General features: G+C 57.3%; 12 protein-coding genes. 6 read left to right on the top strand and 6 right to left on the bottom strand.

The window, feature by feature from the left end; translation table 11 throughout:
- The first annotated feature begins 147 nt into the window (after positions 1 to 147).
- The 3 genes from OSW16_RS06365 to OSW16_RS06375 all read left to right on the top strand — a co-directional run bounded on the left by OSW16_RS06365 (position 148) and on the right by OSW16_RS06375 (position 1,483).
- On the top strand, positions 148 to 507 hold the full coding sequence (locus OSW16_RS06365) for a histone-like nucleoid-structuring protein, MvaT/MvaU family (RefSeq protein WP_267821666.1): 360 nt from the start codon (positions 148 to 150) through the stop codon (positions 505 to 507).
- A 139-nt stretch (positions 508 to 646) separates the two neighbouring features.
- On the top strand, positions 647 to 826 hold the full coding sequence (locus OSW16_RS06370; RefSeq protein WP_267821668.1) for an AbrB/MazE/SpoVT family DNA-binding domain-containing protein: 180 nt from the start codon (positions 647 to 649) through the stop codon (positions 824 to 826).
- A 105-nt stretch (positions 827 to 931) separates the two neighbouring features.
- A complete protein-coding gene (locus OSW16_RS06375) occupies positions 932 to 1,483 on the top strand; it encodes a 3'-5' exonuclease (protein ID WP_267821670.1) in 552 nt (183 codons plus the stop codon).
- Here OSW16_RS06375 and OSW16_RS06380 read toward each other — a convergent pair whose 3' ends face one another.
- The 4 genes from OSW16_RS06380 to OSW16_RS06395 form a co-directional block, all read right to left on the bottom strand.
- On the bottom strand, positions 1,484 to 1,804 hold the full coding sequence (locus OSW16_RS06380; RefSeq protein WP_418942178.1) for a Mov34/MPN/PAD-1 family protein: 321 nt from the start codon (positions 1,802 to 1,804) through the stop codon (positions 1,484 to 1,486).
- Positions 1,805 to 1,962: 158 nt separating this feature from the next.
- Positions 1,963 to 3,351 carry a ThiF family adenylyltransferase gene (locus OSW16_RS06385; protein ID WP_267821672.1) on the bottom strand — a complete coding sequence of 463 codons (1,389 nt, stop codon included), beginning with the start codon at positions 3,349 to 3,351 and terminating at the stop codon, positions 1,963 to 1,965.
- A 382-nt stretch (positions 3,352 to 3,733) separates the two neighbouring features.
- A complete protein-coding gene (locus OSW16_RS06390) occupies positions 3,734 to 4,987 on the bottom strand; it encodes a nucleotidyltransferase (RefSeq protein ID WP_267821674.1) in 1,254 nt (417 codons plus the stop codon).
- A 656-nt stretch (positions 4,988 to 5,643) separates the two neighbouring features.
- On the bottom strand, positions 5,644 to 6,153 hold the full coding sequence (locus OSW16_RS06395; protein ID WP_267821676.1) for a hypothetical protein: 510 nt from the start codon (positions 6,151 to 6,153) through the stop codon (positions 5,644 to 5,646).
- A gap of 142 nt (positions 6,154 to 6,295) precedes the next feature.
- Here OSW16_RS06395 and OSW16_RS06400 point away from each other — a divergent pair, with 142 nt between their 5' ends.
- On the top strand, positions 6,296 to 6,574 hold the full coding sequence (locus OSW16_RS06400; protein ID WP_267821678.1) for a helix-turn-helix domain-containing protein: 279 nt from the start codon (positions 6,296 to 6,298) through the stop codon (positions 6,572 to 6,574).
- 141 nt (positions 6,575 to 6,715) lie between these two features.
- Here OSW16_RS06400 and OSW16_RS06405 read toward each other — a convergent pair whose 3' ends face one another.
- Positions 6,716 to 7,966, bottom strand: a complete 1,251-nt coding sequence (locus tag OSW16_RS06405) for a ribonucleotide-diphosphate reductase subunit beta (protein ID WP_267821680.1) — start codon at positions 7,964 to 7,966, stop codon at positions 6,716 to 6,718.
- A 547-nt stretch (positions 7,967 to 8,513) separates the two neighbouring features.
- Complete coding sequence (locus tag OSW16_RS06410) at positions 8,514 to 11,393, bottom strand: ribonucleoside-diphosphate reductase subunit alpha (RefSeq protein WP_241802730.1); 2,880 nt, start codon at positions 11,391 to 11,393, stop codon at positions 8,514 to 8,516.
- 682 nt (positions 11,394 to 12,075) lie between these two features.
- On the opposite strand from OSW16_RS06410, the gene OSW16_RS06415 reads away from it, so the two are divergent.
- Positions 12,076 to 12,774 carry a response regulator transcription factor gene (locus OSW16_RS06415; protein ID WP_267821682.1) on the top strand — a complete coding sequence of 233 codons (699 nt, stop codon included), beginning with the start codon at positions 12,076 to 12,078 and terminating at the stop codon, positions 12,772 to 12,774.
- Positions 12,771 to 14,378, top strand: coding sequence for an ATP-binding protein (locus OSW16_RS06420; RefSeq protein WP_241802732.1), 1,608 nt, complete (start codon positions 12,771 to 12,773; stop codon positions 14,376 to 14,378). The genes OSW16_RS06415 and OSW16_RS06420 overlap by 4 nt, the downstream gene beginning before the upstream one ends.
- Positions 14,379 to 14,380 lie beyond the last annotated feature (2 nt).

Consider the following 14,380-nt stretch of genomic DNA (forward strand, 5'->3'; position numbering starts at 1 on the left):
AGAATGATATCAAACTGTCCTGATAGATAGGATTTCTTGCGCACTTTGGATTCGTTTTTTTGTCGGGCGTAGATGGGATTGCATCAGGTTGACATGCTAAGCAAGCTAATGATTGAATGTTGGACTTACTCACTGAAGGTTATTTTCATGTCTAAACTCGCTGAATTTCGTGCCCTTGAGCAAAAGCTTGCGGCGCAGCTGGCCGAGCTGGAAAGCTTGAAAAATGACAACGCGCTGAAGCAAGAAATCGAATTTGAAGGAAAGCTGCGTTCTTTGTTGGGAGAATATGGTTACAGCTTGCGCGACGTAATTCAGATTTTGGACCCCAGCGCTCGCACAGAAGTAGCAGTCCTGCCGGCCAAAAATGCTCGAAAACCTCGTCAAATGAAGGTCTTCAAAAACCCCCACACGGGAGAGGTGGTTGAAACCAAGGGTGGGAATCATCGCACCCTGAAAGAATGGAAGGCTCAGTACGGTGCCGGTACCGTAGAGTCCTGGCTTTCATGACTTCCTCACTGATCCTGTTTCCCAGCAAGGAGGCCCAGATTGGCGGCCACCGTCCCCTTCAAGGCAGGCTGACCGAGTCAGGTGCTGAGCAGGAAGGGTCTTGTGGGATTTTCTATGCGTGGCGGATTTTGGAGCGACGATGAATACCCGATTCAGAATAACCATTGAAGACTGGGATGGAGACGGAGCCGTCCGCATACCCGATGACGTTGGGGATTCGCTCTATCTGATTGAAGAGAGCGTCGGCACCAGTCGCTGTTTGGTGCTCTCAAAGACACCAAAAATTCCGGATCGCGTGGACGAGCTATTTGGCGTTTGAATACTTATTGCCATATTCCAATATGCTCGGCTGCTAGCCTGTTTTCTAATAGGATAGTGAATTCGACCCTGCAGATCGTCAGTTGTCTATCCAGGAGGTAAGGAAATGAGCACTGAAGAACTTTATATTTCTATAGATATCGAGGCTTCAGGTCCGATCCCTGGGGACTACAGCATGCTCTCCCTTGGGGCGTGTGTTGTCGGGCGCCCAGATCAGGCTATCTACCTGGAGCTACAGCCAGACAGTCCCAAGCATGATCCTGAAGCGGTGGCTGTAACGGGGTTCGATCTGCAGGAGTTGACAGTTACAGGAATTGTTCCCGTACAGGCGATGCAGAAGCTTGCGGAATGGTTGGCCAATGTCAGTCTGCCCGGTCAAAAAGCTATATTTGTCGGTCTCAACGCTCCTTTTGATTGGTCTTTTGTCAATTATTACTTTCATAAGTATGTGGGGGAGAACCCCTTCGGGTTTGCGGCACTCGATATTAAGGCGTATTACATGGGGGCTTTCAATCTCGATTGGAAGCAGACTAAATCATCGCACATGAGTGCAAATCTACTACCGCAGTCATCTCCCACGCATAATGCGCTGGATGACGCGCGCTATCAGGCAGAGCTTTTCCAGTTGATGCTGCAGCGTAGGGCAGCGCTGCCCTGATCAGTTGGCCAAGGCGGCTTCCACGCACTTCCCGTCACGGAACAACCACGCCTTGATGCCGTCGGGTTCTGGGGATAGGCCTACAATCACTGCGATCGGGTGGGGTAGCTCCTGCGCGTAGCGTGCTGCGAATCGAGAAAAGCTTGCTATATCTGTGGGTGAAATCGCCGGAACGGTTTGTGGATGTGTATGCCAATACCCCACAAGCCGAAGCCCTTGTGCATTGGCCGATTCAATTTCCCTGAGGCAGCGGTCAGCGTCGAGTTCCAGCCAGGACCATCCAGCGCGGTCTCTTGCATGTGGCGGTGTGGCGAGGCTCATGATCAAGCCAGCGGGGTTGGCCAGGTCGACTAACAGTTGACCACCTCTTTCAGTTCTCCACGTTCGTTGCCTGTACTGATCAAGCACTTCGGCAACAGTTTGGGAGACCGACAAGCGAACATCGATTCCAGGCCATTGCCATGCCCACGCTATAGCACTCACTGCTTACCACTCTCCGCATCTGGCCAATCACGTTCAAGCACGATGTGTTGGACGCCATCTGCTAAGGGTGGCCCGCTGTAAGTGCCGTCATGAGTAGGAATGTCCTGAGGTCGATAGATACTTGTGGTCCACACAGGTTTGGTGATCTGCCCGGTAAGACCCCTCAATGCTACTTGGGTAACCATCGACGCCACGTTGGCCATGCCTGAGGCGCCTCCAGGGATGAAGGTTTGGCCACACGCCGGCAGTGGAACCACCCCGCCACCGTTCGGCCACTCGGTGTACTTGAAGTTGAAATTACCAGCGTCATCGAACAAGGGGCGTCCATCATGCTGCCCTTGTGGCGCTAAGAGCGCATGCCCAACAAACGAGTGAGGCTCACTCCACGCTTGCAGGAGATTCCAGCCTGCGGCTTGCGCTTTGCGGAACCACAGGGCTACTTCCGATGACCAGTCTGCAGTGGTGACAAGCACCATGTCTGCATCGTCGAAAATTTCCGGCATCTTGAGCAGCATGAGCTCAGCGAAATCCATGAAGGCCATGACCTTAACGGTAGGCAGATCATGCGTAATCTTTTCGGCAAGAGCAGTCGCTTTTGACTGAGCGAGATCGTCGGCCCCTAGTACATGACGTCCCAGATTCGCAGACTCTAGGATGTCAGGGTCGATGAGGACGAGCTCTCCCACGCCCGAGCGGGCAAGTTGTAAGGCAACAGTGCTCCCCAGCGAGCCGACGCCGACAATTACTACTTTGGACTTTTCCAGGCTCTTGGCGGTACCGCTGAGGTCGCGGGAAAGAATGTCATCCCGATCTAACACATTGAGAATGGCGCCCCTCACCAGAACAGGCGAGTGGGATGGCTGATTCTTGCCTGACCATCGCCGAGCTGAGCGAAAGCCATACCAGCGGCCATGGTCTGGTTGTTTACTGTAAGAGCGGACATCTAGGCAATACAGAGGCGCTCCTGTGGGACCGGGTAATTCAAGTACAAGCCACCGATTGGCCAGTGAGCCCTTTCCGGAGAACCAGGCCAGGAATTGCTTGCTATCGTCTGGGCTGAGGTGCGGTGTCAGCCATTCCAGCAAGCGATCAGGAGTCGGAAATTGGATATCAGGGAAGGTCAGCAACTCCAGATAGAAGCCTGCGACTGCTGGTGCTTTGATTTTCGCGCTTAACCCAAGCGTACGGTTGATATGCGTTCTGAGTAATTGCACATCTGGTGCAAGCCAGGCGGTACGGGTGCGTCGGCCTGGGCGGGGGTCGCTGGTTGCAAATAGTTCTGATGCCGCCTTAGGCCTCTCTAGCAGCAAGACATCTTGAGGAGAAATATCAAGCTGCATGTTCCAATACGAGGTAAATTCTTTTTGGAACTCAGTGTCACGCAATGTAGGATCTGCATCTGTTCGAACAAACTCAAGAATTGCCCCAAGCCGTACGAGGCAGTCCTGTACCACTGTTTCCGGATCTCCCGTAATTGGCCTTTCGCGGAAACCGTGCAGACAGAGCCCGGATCTAGTGGCATGCGGCCATGCGAGCCAGGGGGACGGCTCGACTTGGATCCTCAGCGAAACCAATGGAAACTGGTTTGGAAACGCTATGCGCAGCTGCCTTTCAATTCCGGTGTAGTCGGGTGGGAGAGGCAACAGAAAGCTGGCGGCTTCGCCTTGCTTTCGATCTGTGGTTCTAAGGATCGAAGTCGCAACTTCCTCGCCTATAAATGCGCGAAGCGCGGCGATGCCACGCTCTACGGCCGGGGACAGGTTGGGCTTAACCGAGGCGTTCAACTGGCTTCACATTCGTCTGTGGAGTGGCGTGGCTCGAGCTGCCAAAGATTGCAGTGGCGGCTAAGATGTTTTTGGTAGTCCCAACTTTTCGACCAGCCATCGTCCAGTGCCCCGGAATTTCGTTGTTGACCTCTGTAATCACACTCTGGCCGATCCCGAAGTTTCGCTTCATGACGTTGGCGAATGAATCAGCGCTGTCGTGTGGCTGTAGGCCAAGCCTAAAGGCAACCAATGCACTCGCATGCCAATTGTCAAAGGCTTGACAGTACTTGTGTCCTTCCTCAGACCTATTCCATTTCTCCGCGAAGTTTTCACCGGGATCTCGAGGGTTCACCACATAGTACTTCCCAGCAAAGACTTTGATCTCCTCAGGTATTTTTTCCACGATCTTGAGAATCGCATCGATCGGGGTCAGTGGAGTGTGATGTGATTCTTTTACGACCTTGAGGTATGCATGAGTTGCCAAGGTGGTGATCACGGCAGAAATTGGGCGGTAATCCTCATTTCGCGTTTCAATTGCCCATTCATCGCGGTGCCGTTTAAGCAGTTTGATGGTGGCTCGCAAAGGATCGAGCTTGTCGTACTCCTGATACGAGGGAAGGGGCTCTTGTGTGGCAGAGTCCATGGCTCGACTCTCATTGGCCACAAAGCTCTTGAGGAACTCCAGCGAGATTTTTTGCTCCGAAGCGCTATGTAGCCAGTCGGCATACGGGATTGGGCTACTGGCCTTCCAGCCTGTGACACGGTCAGGTACTTCAAGTTTTCCTTGACCGTTACTCTCGTTATTCCCTTGCACCGCACGCGCCGGTGTGATGTCAATGTGGAATCCGGGATTTTCGTCTGCGTACTCGATACGGATCCCTCGACGCAGCTGGACGATATCCGATTGCACTCGGCTGCCTTCACGGAAGCGCTGTTCTATAGCTGCTAGAACTGTGTCCGCATCTGCATCACCGGCATTAGGAAGCCAGACGATGGCATCAGCATCGATCGTGCCGAGATCTTTGGGGGCATCTTTGACTGGATTGATCGTAGTCTTGAGGCGCATGGAACCTTGAGGGAAGATATGCGCACCCTCAAGCAAAGGGTCTTTGGAGGCCGAGAGGATACTCTGCAGCTGTGAGTAGCGATCCTCAATCAATTTGTATTGGCTGGCAGTCAAAGAGATGCTGCTCGCAGCGCGCAGAAGTAAACGCTCCCAGCTACTGCGCCTGGTTGATTCATCTTGTGTAATCATGGTCGAGTCTCGTCAGAAGTGTGGCCCAAGGTCATAATGCGTTGGAATGGTTTAATAGCTCCATTCGTTCGCGTGTATAACGCATATGCTTCCTGCTGCTCCGGCGCTGCCAGAACCAATCTCTTTAGATGTACCGGCAATGAAGGTGGTAGTGTTGCAGGTTGTAAATTTTGAGCTGATAAATAATGCGCGCGGCCGTGGGATGAAATCCCTAAGGGTGCTCACAGAAGTGCGCGGTGAAAGTTACCCAAGACTAGAGCTTGCACCGTTTTTTTCGCTGCCGAATTGACGGCGATTTTTTGACAATCGATTTGCTGAATGTTTGACCCTCACCGCAACAGGCTGAAGAACGGGTGTGGATATTCTATCTAGACCAGATTTGATCATGGATCCAATTGGAAGTCAAAGAAGATAAACTTTGATGAATCGTTTCATCTAATTTTGCTTTTGAAGCAAAACATAGTGTTTTCAAATCGTAACTTGTAACTGATTAGGGGGCGACTTAATATGTCGCACCCGGATTGCCTACTTGATCTGCTTAATGCGGTTAAGTGATTCTCATGTTGAAAAAACTCAACGACCTAGTGGGGAGGGCGTGGCCCCTGCGCGAGCAAAATTAGCGCGAGTTCTGAAAGTGATTTCAAGCGTTGTACGTATCAGCATTTGACACCGCTTTTGCTAGCTAGTGGCTGCAGCTTGTTAATTTTTCCTTGAGCTGGCGAGCGTCTTGCCCGCGCTTTGTATACTGTTTTTAACGCTGATTGACTTTGTTTTTTGCGCTTTCCGTACACACGATCCTCATAATATGTTTCGTCAATCGTGTGGTAGATGATCGAGTTTGGTACTTCATTGTCATCGAAGCCTACCTCAAGTTTGGCGAGTGCCTCGGTGCGCCATATCCTAGATCGGTTAGCATGAGGAGGGGTTGATATAATAATTTGTACTATTCGTATTTGCTCATCCCGTTGACAGCATTTCAGAAAATCCAAGAGCGCCCGCGGGGTCGCCAGCAATATTACGCCGAAGGTGAGCTTGGGGTCCCCTTGTTGCTTAGTATGAACCTGGAAGAATGTTTCGCTAGTATCAACTCTAGGCCAACTCTTGTGGCTGGGGTCGACCTTGCCTATAAGAGTGATGACCTCTTCCTGGGGATCTGAAACAAACACGGCTTGAAACCTCAATCGAAACGGAGACGGAGTGGGTCGTACTGATTATTTAGGAGTACAACGAATTTTCTCATATATGCTGTATGCAGCATAGCGTTTGAGTCCGCATCAGGGCTTTATCGTTCCTTTTGTGGGTAACAAGATGGAACGCAAGTTGGCTTTTGGCTCCGCGCTTAAGGAGGTGCGGGTACGAAAGGAGATCGCACAAGAGCAGCTGGGTGCGAGCCAATCCTTCGTTTCCACAGTTGAGCGTGGCATTCGCAGTCCAACGATCGAAAAAATGGAAGAATTTGCGGAGCGACTAGGAGTGAATCCTGCGACCCTGATTGTCTTGATGCAGGTCGGTCAGGAGGGCGATGTGGACGAGCTTCTGGCAAAAATCCGGGATGAAATCAGAGCGCTGAAGCGGGTAGGGATTTAGCCGTTCTTCGGCTTATACGAAAAAGCCACCTTGGCCTTTGCGGTTCAGGTGGCTTTTTTCCATTTCATGCGCTTATTTGGTGCGAGAATTCGGAAAATTTGAAATTTGTTCGGTTCTCGCTGAAAAATAAGGCTTTGGATATCAATCCCAGCTCAACGCCCCACCCGTCTGATACTCGATCACGCGCGTCTCAAAGAAGTTCTTCTCCTTCTTCAAGTCCATGATCTCGCTCATCCATGGGAACGGGTTGGTAGTCCCTGGGTACTCTTCCTTCAGACCAATCTGGGTCAAACGACGGTTGGCGATGAACTTGAGGTAGTCCTCCATCATCGCAGCGTTCATGCCCAATACACCGCGTGGCATGGTGTCACGGGCGTATTCGATCTCCAGCTGGGTCCCTTGCAGGATCATCTGGGTCGCTTCTTCCTTCATCGCCGCGTCCCACAGGTGTGGGTTCTCGATCTTGATCTGGTTGATCACGTCGATACCGAAGTTCAGGTGCATCGACTCGTCACGCAGGATGTACTGGAACTGCTCGGCAACGCCGGTCATCTTGTTGCGGCGGCCCATGGACAGGATCTGGGTGAAGCCGCAATAGAAGAAGATGCCTTCCAGCACGCAGTAGTAGGCGATCAGGTTGCGCAGCAGCTCTTTGTCGGTTTCGACGGTGCCGGTGTTGAACTCTGGGTCGGAGATGGCGCGGGTGTACTTCAGGCCCCAGGCGGCTTTCTTCGCGACCGACGGGATCTCGTGGTACATGTTGAAGATCTCGCCTTCATCCATGCCCAGCGACTCGATGCAGTACTGGTAGGCGTGGGTGTGGATCGCCTCTTCGAAGGCTTGGCGCAGGATGTACTGGCGGCACTCCGGGTTGGTGATCAGGCGGTACACGGCCAGGGCCAGGTTGTTGGCAACCAGCGAGTCGGCGGTGGAGAAGAAGCCGAGGTTGCGCATCACGATACGGCGCTCGTCTTCGGTCAGGCCGTCCTGGCTCTTCCACAGGGCGATGTCGGCGGTCATGTTGACCTCTTGCGGCATCCAGTGGTTGGCGCAGCCGTCGAGGTACTTCTGCCAGGCCCAGTCGTACTTGAACGGTACCAGCTGGTTCAGGTCGGCGCGGCAGTTGATCATGCGCTTTTCGTCAACGGCAACACGGGCCGAGGAGCCTTCCAGCTCGGCCAGGCCTTCGGCAACGTCGAGGGCGTCGAGGGCAGCCTTGGCACGTTTGACGGCATCGGAGTCAGAAGCGGTGGCCGCACGGGCTTCCAGGGCGGCGGCACCACCGGCGCTGTCGAGCTTGTCGAGGGTGGCGGCGGCAGTGGCCTGCGCAGGGGTGTTGCCTTTGGCGGCTACTTCGCCGTCTTCTTTGTCGAATTCGTCCCAGCTCAGCATGGTTTGGCTCCTGCTTGAGGGTCGCCATGGGGCAACCGGTTGGATTTTAAGAATGTGATGCCTGACGCAAGGCCGTAACGGCGAATGGACAGCTCGAGAGGCTGACTCTCGTTTACATCTGAATGTGTTCTGGCTTGTCCTGGCCAGGCCTCGGGGAGGGGCCAGGACACTGAATGGCGCTCTTTTCAGAGGGCGCAAAGTATACCGGAATTCACCTTCGATCGGGGCGCATGTCTTGCGGGCGAGGGTAACTTTTTCGACCGGTTTTGCGTGCGTCCGTTCACGAAATGGCTGTGTTGTTCTACGGGGGGAGAGTGTAGCGCCAACCTATATCTTGTGCCAGTTTAAATTTTAAGGCACACCATATAGTGTTTAGAGAGAATTGTGTCGCGCGTCCCAGCGATGAGGCCGGGTCAGGCAACACGAGCTGCGGTGGCTACTTCTACCGAGCCGCGCGAGCGGCGGGCAAGGCCCAAGGTTTCTGTGAGGCGCGGATACAAAAATGCCGCGCGTGGCACCCGTAGGCACCCCGCGCGGCAGTCAGGCCTTACTGGCAGGCTTCGCAGTCAGGCTCGTCGATCGCGCAGGCCTTAGGCACTGGCGCTGGGCCGGCTGCCTGGACCGGGGCGCTGTCGCCACCGCTGGAAACGGCGTTGAGCTTGCCGGTGTTGATGGTCGACTTCTCGGTGCTGGTCGCGGCCAGGGCACGGAGGTAGTAGGTGGTCTTCAGACCACGGTACCAGGCCATGCGGTAGGTCACGTCCAGCTTCTTGCCCGAAGCGCCGGCGATGTACAGGTTCAGCGATTGCGCCTGGTCGATCCACTTCTGGCGACGCGAGGCGGCATCGACGATCCACTTGGTCTCGACTTCGAACGCGGTGGCGTACAGGTCTTTGAGCTCCTGCGGGATACGCTCGATCTGCTGCACCGAACCGTCGTAGTACTTCAGGTCGTTGATCATGACCGAGTCCCACAGGCCGCGGGCTTTCAGGTCGCGGACCAGGTACGGGTTGATCACCGTGAACTCGCCCGACAGGTTCGATTTCACGTACAGGTTCTGGTAGGTCGGCTCGATGGACTGCGACACGCCGGTGATGTTGGCGATGGTCGCGGTCGGCGCGATGGCCATGATGTTCGAGTTACGGATACCTTTCTGTACGCGGGCACGTACCGGTGCCCAGTCCAGGGTTTCTTCCAGGTTGACGTCGATGTACTTCTGGCCACGGGCCTCGATCAGGATCTGTTGCGAATCCAGCGGCAGGATGCCTTTGGACCACAGCGAACCCTGGAAGGTCTCGTATGCGCCGCGCTCATCGGCCAGGTCGCAGGACGCCTGGATCGCGAAGTAGCTGACCGCTTCCATCGACTTGTCGGCGAACTCGACGGCAGCGTCGGAGCCGTAAGGGATGTGCTGCAGGTACAGTGCGTCCTGGAAGCCCATGATGCCCAGGCCGACCGGGCGATGCTTGAAGTTCGAGTTGCGTGCTTGCGGCACCGAGTAGTAGTTGATGTCGATCACGTTGTCGAGCATGCGCACGGCGGTGTTCACGGTGCGTTGCAGCTTGGCGGTGTCCAGCTTGCCATCGACAATGTGGTTCGGCAGGTTGATCGAGCCCAGGTTGCAGACCGCGATCTCGTCCTTGTTGGTGTTCAGGGTGATCTCGGTGCACAGGTTCGAGCTGTGGACCACGCCCACGTGCTGCTGCGGCGAGCGCAGGTTGCACGGGTCCTTGAAGGTCAGCCATGGGTGGCCGGTCTCGAACAGCATCGACAGCATCTTGCGCCACAGGTCTTTGGCCTGGATGGTCTTGAACACCTTGATCTTGTTGTACTCGGTCAGGGCTTCGTAGTACTCGTAGCGCTCTTCGAAGGCCTTGCCGGTCAGGTCGTGCAGGTCTGGCACTTCCGATGGCGAGAACAGGGTCCACTTGCCGTCATCGAAGACGCGCTTCATGAACAGGTCAGGGATCCAGTTGGCGGTGTTCATGTCGTGGGTACGACGACGGTCATCACCGGTGTTCTTGCGCAGCTCGATGAATTCTTCGATGTCCAGGTGCCAGGTTTCCAGGTAGGCACACACCGCGCCTTTGCGCTTGCCGCCCTGGTTCACGGCCACGGCGGTGTCGTTGACCACTTTCAGGAAGGGTACGACGCCCTGGGATTTACCGTTGGTGCCCTTGATATAGGAGCCCAGTGCACGCACAGGGGTCCAGTCGTTGCCCAGGCCACCGGCGAATTTCGACAGCATGGCGTTGTCGTGGATCGCGTGGTAGATGCCCGACAGGTCGTCCGGCACGGTGGTCAGGTAGCAGCTCGACAGCTGCGGGCGCAGGGTGCCGGCGTTGAACAGGGTCGGGGTCGAGGCCATGTAGTCGAAGGACGACAACAGGTTGTAGAACTCGATCGCACGGGCTTCCTTGTCTTTCTCTTCCAGCGCCAGGCCCATGGCCACACGCATGAAGAACACCTGCGGCAGCTCGAAGCGTACGCCATCCTTGTGGATGAAGTAGCGGTCGTACAGGGTCTGCAGGCCCAGGTAGGTGAACTGCTGGTCGCGCTCGTGGTTGATCGCCTTGCCCAGTTTGTCCAGGTCGAAGTCGGCCAGGGCCGGGTTCAGCAGCTCGAACTCGACACCCTTGGCGATGTAGGCCGGCAGGGCCTTGGCGTACAGGTCGGCCATCTCGTGGTGGGTGGCGCTGTCGGCGACGTTCAGGAAGCCCAGGCCTTCGGCACGCAGGGTGTCCATCAGCAGGCGGGCGGTGACGAACGAGTAGTTCGGCTCGCGCTCTACCAGGGTACGGGCGGTCATCACCAGGGCGGTGTTGACGTCTTTGATGGCCACGCCGTCGTACAGGTTCTTCAGGGTTTCGCGCTGGATCAGGTCGCCATCGACTTCGGCCAGGCCTTCGCAGGCTTCGCTGATGATGGTGTTCAGGCGCGCCATGTCCAGCGGCGCCAGGCTGCCGTCGGCCAGCGTGATGCGGATGCTTGGGTGCGGCTCGATCGCGGCGTCGGTGTTGGCGCGGGTGGCGCGCTCTTTGGCACGCTGGTCGCGGTAGATCACGTAGTCACGGGCGACCTTCTGCTCGCCGGCACGCATCAGGGCCAGTTCGACCTGGTCCTGGATTTCTTCGATGTGGATGGTGCCACCCGATGGCATGCGACGCTTGAACGTGGCGGTGACCTGTTCGGTCAGGCGCGCGACGGTGTCGTGGATGCGCGACGAGGCAGCGGCGGTGCCGCCTTCAACTGCGAGGAACGCTTTGGTGATGGCCACGGTGATCTTGTCGTCGGTGTAAGGGACGACAGTGCCGTTGCGCTTGATCACGCGCAGCTGGCCCGGAGCGGTCGCGGCCAGATCCTGGTTGGAATCGGCAGCCTGCGGCGCCAAAGCCTGCGGGTTCTCGCGAGTTGTGTCGGTTTGCATGGGTGGGTGTCTCCACAATTTCTATATGTTCAGGCGCCTTTTGGGCGCCCACCGTTCTGTCCACTCGTTCGACGGCCCTGGCGGGGATGCGTCATGCGCACGCATCCGCCCGCTCGGGCGTACCGACTTCGGGACAGACTCAGGAATAAGGGGCAAAGAACATGCCGCTCCCTGGCCGAAGTCAAAGGCTATGGGGCTAGCCCAAAAGCTGTTGCTCTCCATCTCCGCTGGAGCGGTTTGGTTGTTGAAACCACAATAAGTTCAGGCAGAAAAATCGCTTGAGTTTCTCTGCTGACTCGTGCTTGGGGTTGGTACGTGAAACCCAACATCTAGTGGTTCGCTGCGCTGGGGATACAAGATAATGCGGTATCGGGGGCTTTGCAAGGCGAGCGCCTGTGGATAACTTGTGCGTACTTTGTGAGTGAATAGTGGGTATTCGCTGTAGGCCTTGTACCAAGTGGTTTGCAGTATTTTTTTCTGCAGCTCATTGCCCCAGTGCAGATTTTTCAGGGCGCGAACCCTAGCACAAAAAACGCTTCAGTCCAGGGGTGTTTCGGGTGAGGTTGGCAGTGCTGGGTGCGGGACGTAGTATCGGCAGGGGATGTTGCCTTTTGGTTAAGGCGGCGATGCCGGCGATAGCGCCGGCACAGGCAACGCAAAAACAACAATCAAGGCAAACGCCATGGACCAACCCGTACCCCGCATCCTGATCGTCGAAGACGACCAGCGCCTCGCCGAGCTCACGGCTGAATACCTGCAGGCCAACGGTTTCGAGGTGGCAGTGGAGGGCGATGGCGCGCGCGCCGCCCGGCGCATCGTCGACAGCCAGCCAGACATGGTCATCCTCGACCTGATGCTGCCCGGTGAAGATGGCCTGAGCATCTGTAGCCGGGTACGTGGCCAGTACGCAGGCCCCATCCTCATGCTCACCGCCCGCAGCGATGAACTCGACCAGGTCCAGGGCCTGGACCTGGGTGCTGATGATTACGTGTGCAAGCCAGTGCGCCCGCGCCTGCTGTTGGCACGCATCCAGGCCCTGCTGCGGCGCAGCGAGCCGGCACAAGGCAAAACCCAAGAACTGGCCTTTGGCGCCCTGCGCATCGACAATCGCCTGCGCGAAGCCTGGCTTGGCGAACAGCTGATCGAACTGACCGGTGCCGAGTTCGATCTGCTCTGGCTGCTGGCCAGCAACGCCGGGCGGGTGCTGTCGCGCGAGCAGATCTTCACCGCCCTGCGCGGTGTCGGTTACGACGGCCAGGACCGCTCCATCGACGTGCGCATCTCCAAGATCCGCCCCAAGATCGGTGATGATCCTATCCACCCCCGGCTTATCAAGACCCTGCGCAGCAAGGGCTACCTGTTCGTCGGCGATGCACCATGAACAACTCGATCTTCCTGCGTATTTATGGCGGCATGCTCGCGGTCCTGGTGCTGGTGGCCCTGCTCGGCGTGCTCAGCCTGCACCTGGTCAACGAGGTGCGCGCCGCCCAGCACCGCGAGCGTCTGGCCCAAGGCACGTTCAGCCTGATGGCAGACAACCTGGCCCAGCAGAATGAAACCGAACGCAAACGTTCGTTGTTGATGTGGGAGCGCTTGTTGGGCGTGCCCCTGGACTTGCAACCGATGTCAGCGCGCACCCTTGATGGAGGCCAGCGCGCGCGGCTCAATCGCGCCCTGGTGGTGGTGCACAAGACCGGCCCGCACGCCGCGCAGGTGCTGCGCAAGGTGGGCCAGGAAGACCTGCTGCTGGTGGCCGAGGTCAAGCAGGTCAGCGAGCAGTTGGCGCGGGCCACGCTCTATTTGCTCGCCGATGAACTGGTGCGCTACCCCGTCACCGAACAGCAACAGCGCCTGGCGCAGATCAAGCAGAGCAAGGGGTTCGGGTTTGGTATTGCCCTGCAGCGCCTGGAGCGCGTGGGCCTGGACGATGACCAGCGGCGCCGGGTAGAGGAGGGCGACACGGTCATGGCGCTGGGCAAGGATGGCGATTCGATCCGCGTGTTCGCAGGCTTGCCGGGCTCGCCCTGGGTATTGGAAATTGGCCCGCTGTACCAGCTCAACCCCTATCCGCCGCAATTGCTGGTGCTGATCGCATTCCTCGGCCTGTGCCTGATTGGCCTGGTGGTCTATTTGCTGGTGCGTCAGTTGGAGCGGCGGGTCTCGGGCCTGGAAATGGCCGCCACGCGCATCGCCCAGGGCAGCCTGGAAACCCGCGTGCCGGCCGACGATGCCGATTCGGTCGGGCGCCTGGCGGCAGCGTTCAACGGCATGGCCGAACACCTGCAGCGTTCGCTGAACATGCAGCGCGAACTGGTGCGAGCGGTGTCCCATGAGTTGCGCACGCCCGTGGCGCGTTTGCGCTTTGGCCTGGAAATGATCGAAAGCGCGCCGACCGATCAGGCCCGCGCCAAGCACCTGGCGGGCATGGACGGCGATATCCAGGACCTGGACAAGCTGGTCGACGAGATGCTGACCTACGCCCGCCTGGAGCAGGGCGCGCCGGCCCTGAAGTTCCAGCGCGTCGACCTGGACGCCTTGCTGGACCGGGTGATCGACGAACTGGCCCCGCTCAATACCGAAGTCAGGCTGGTGCGCGGTGCCTGTCAGCTTCAGGGTGGCGAAGAGGCCTGGGTCGAGGCCGAACCGCGCTATCTGCATCGGGCGCTGCAGAACCTGGTCAGCAATGCCCTGCGCCATGCCCGGGCAGAGGTGCGGTTGAGCTATGAGTTGGGCCAGCAGCGCTGCCGCATCGAAGTCGAAGATGACGGGCCGGGCATCCCCGAAGGTTACTGGGACCGCATCTTCACGCCGTTCACCCGCCTCGACGACAGCCGTACCCGGGCTTCGGGAGGGCATGGCCTGGGCCTGTCGATCGTGCGGCGCATCATCTACTGGCACGCCGGCCGGGCCACGGTAGGTCGAAGTGAAGCGCTGGGCGGTGCCTGCTTCAGCCTCAACTGGCCACGCGAGCAGGCGCCGCTGTAAGG

The sequence above is a fragment of the Pseudomonas putida genome, assembly GCF_026625125.1.
Classification (GTDB): Bacteria; Pseudomonadota; Gammaproteobacteria; order Pseudomonadales; family Pseudomonadaceae; genus Aquipseudomonas; species Aquipseudomonas putida_X.

Coding starts and splice junctions, on each gene's coding strand:
- OSW16_RS06365 (WP_267821666.1), top strand. CDS start 148: ATGTCTAAACTCGCTGAATTTCGTGCCCTTGAGCAAAAGCTTGCGGCG.
- OSW16_RS06370 (WP_267821668.1), top strand. CDS start 647: ATGAATACCCGATTCAGAATAACCATTGAAGACTGGGATGGAGACGGA.
- OSW16_RS06375 (WP_267821670.1), top strand. CDS start 932: ATGAGCACTGAAGAACTTTATATTTCTATAGATATCGAGGCTTCAGGT.
- OSW16_RS06380 (WP_418942178.1), bottom strand. CDS start 1,804: ATGAGCCTCGCCACACCGCCACATGCAAGAGACCGCGCTGGATGGTCC.
- OSW16_RS06390 (WP_267821674.1), bottom strand. CDS start 4,987: ATGATTACACAAGATGAATCAACCAGGCGCAGTAGCTGGGAGCGTTTA.
- OSW16_RS06400 (WP_267821678.1), top strand. CDS start 6,296: ATGGAACGCAAGTTGGCTTTTGGCTCCGCGCTTAAGGAGGTGCGGGTA.
- OSW16_RS06405 (WP_267821680.1), bottom strand. CDS start 7,966: ATGCTGAGCTGGGACGAATTCGACAAAGAAGACGGCGAAGTAGCCGCC.
- OSW16_RS06410 (WP_241802730.1), bottom strand. CDS start 11,393: ATGCAAACCGACACAACTCGCGAGAACCCGCAGGCTTTGGCGCCGCAG.
- OSW16_RS06415 (WP_267821682.1), top strand. CDS start 12,076: ATGGACCAACCCGTACCCCGCATCCTGATCGTCGAAGACGACCAGCGC.
- OSW16_RS06420 (WP_241802732.1), top strand. CDS start 12,771: ATGAACAACTCGATCTTCCTGCGTATTTATGGCGGCATGCTCGCGGTC.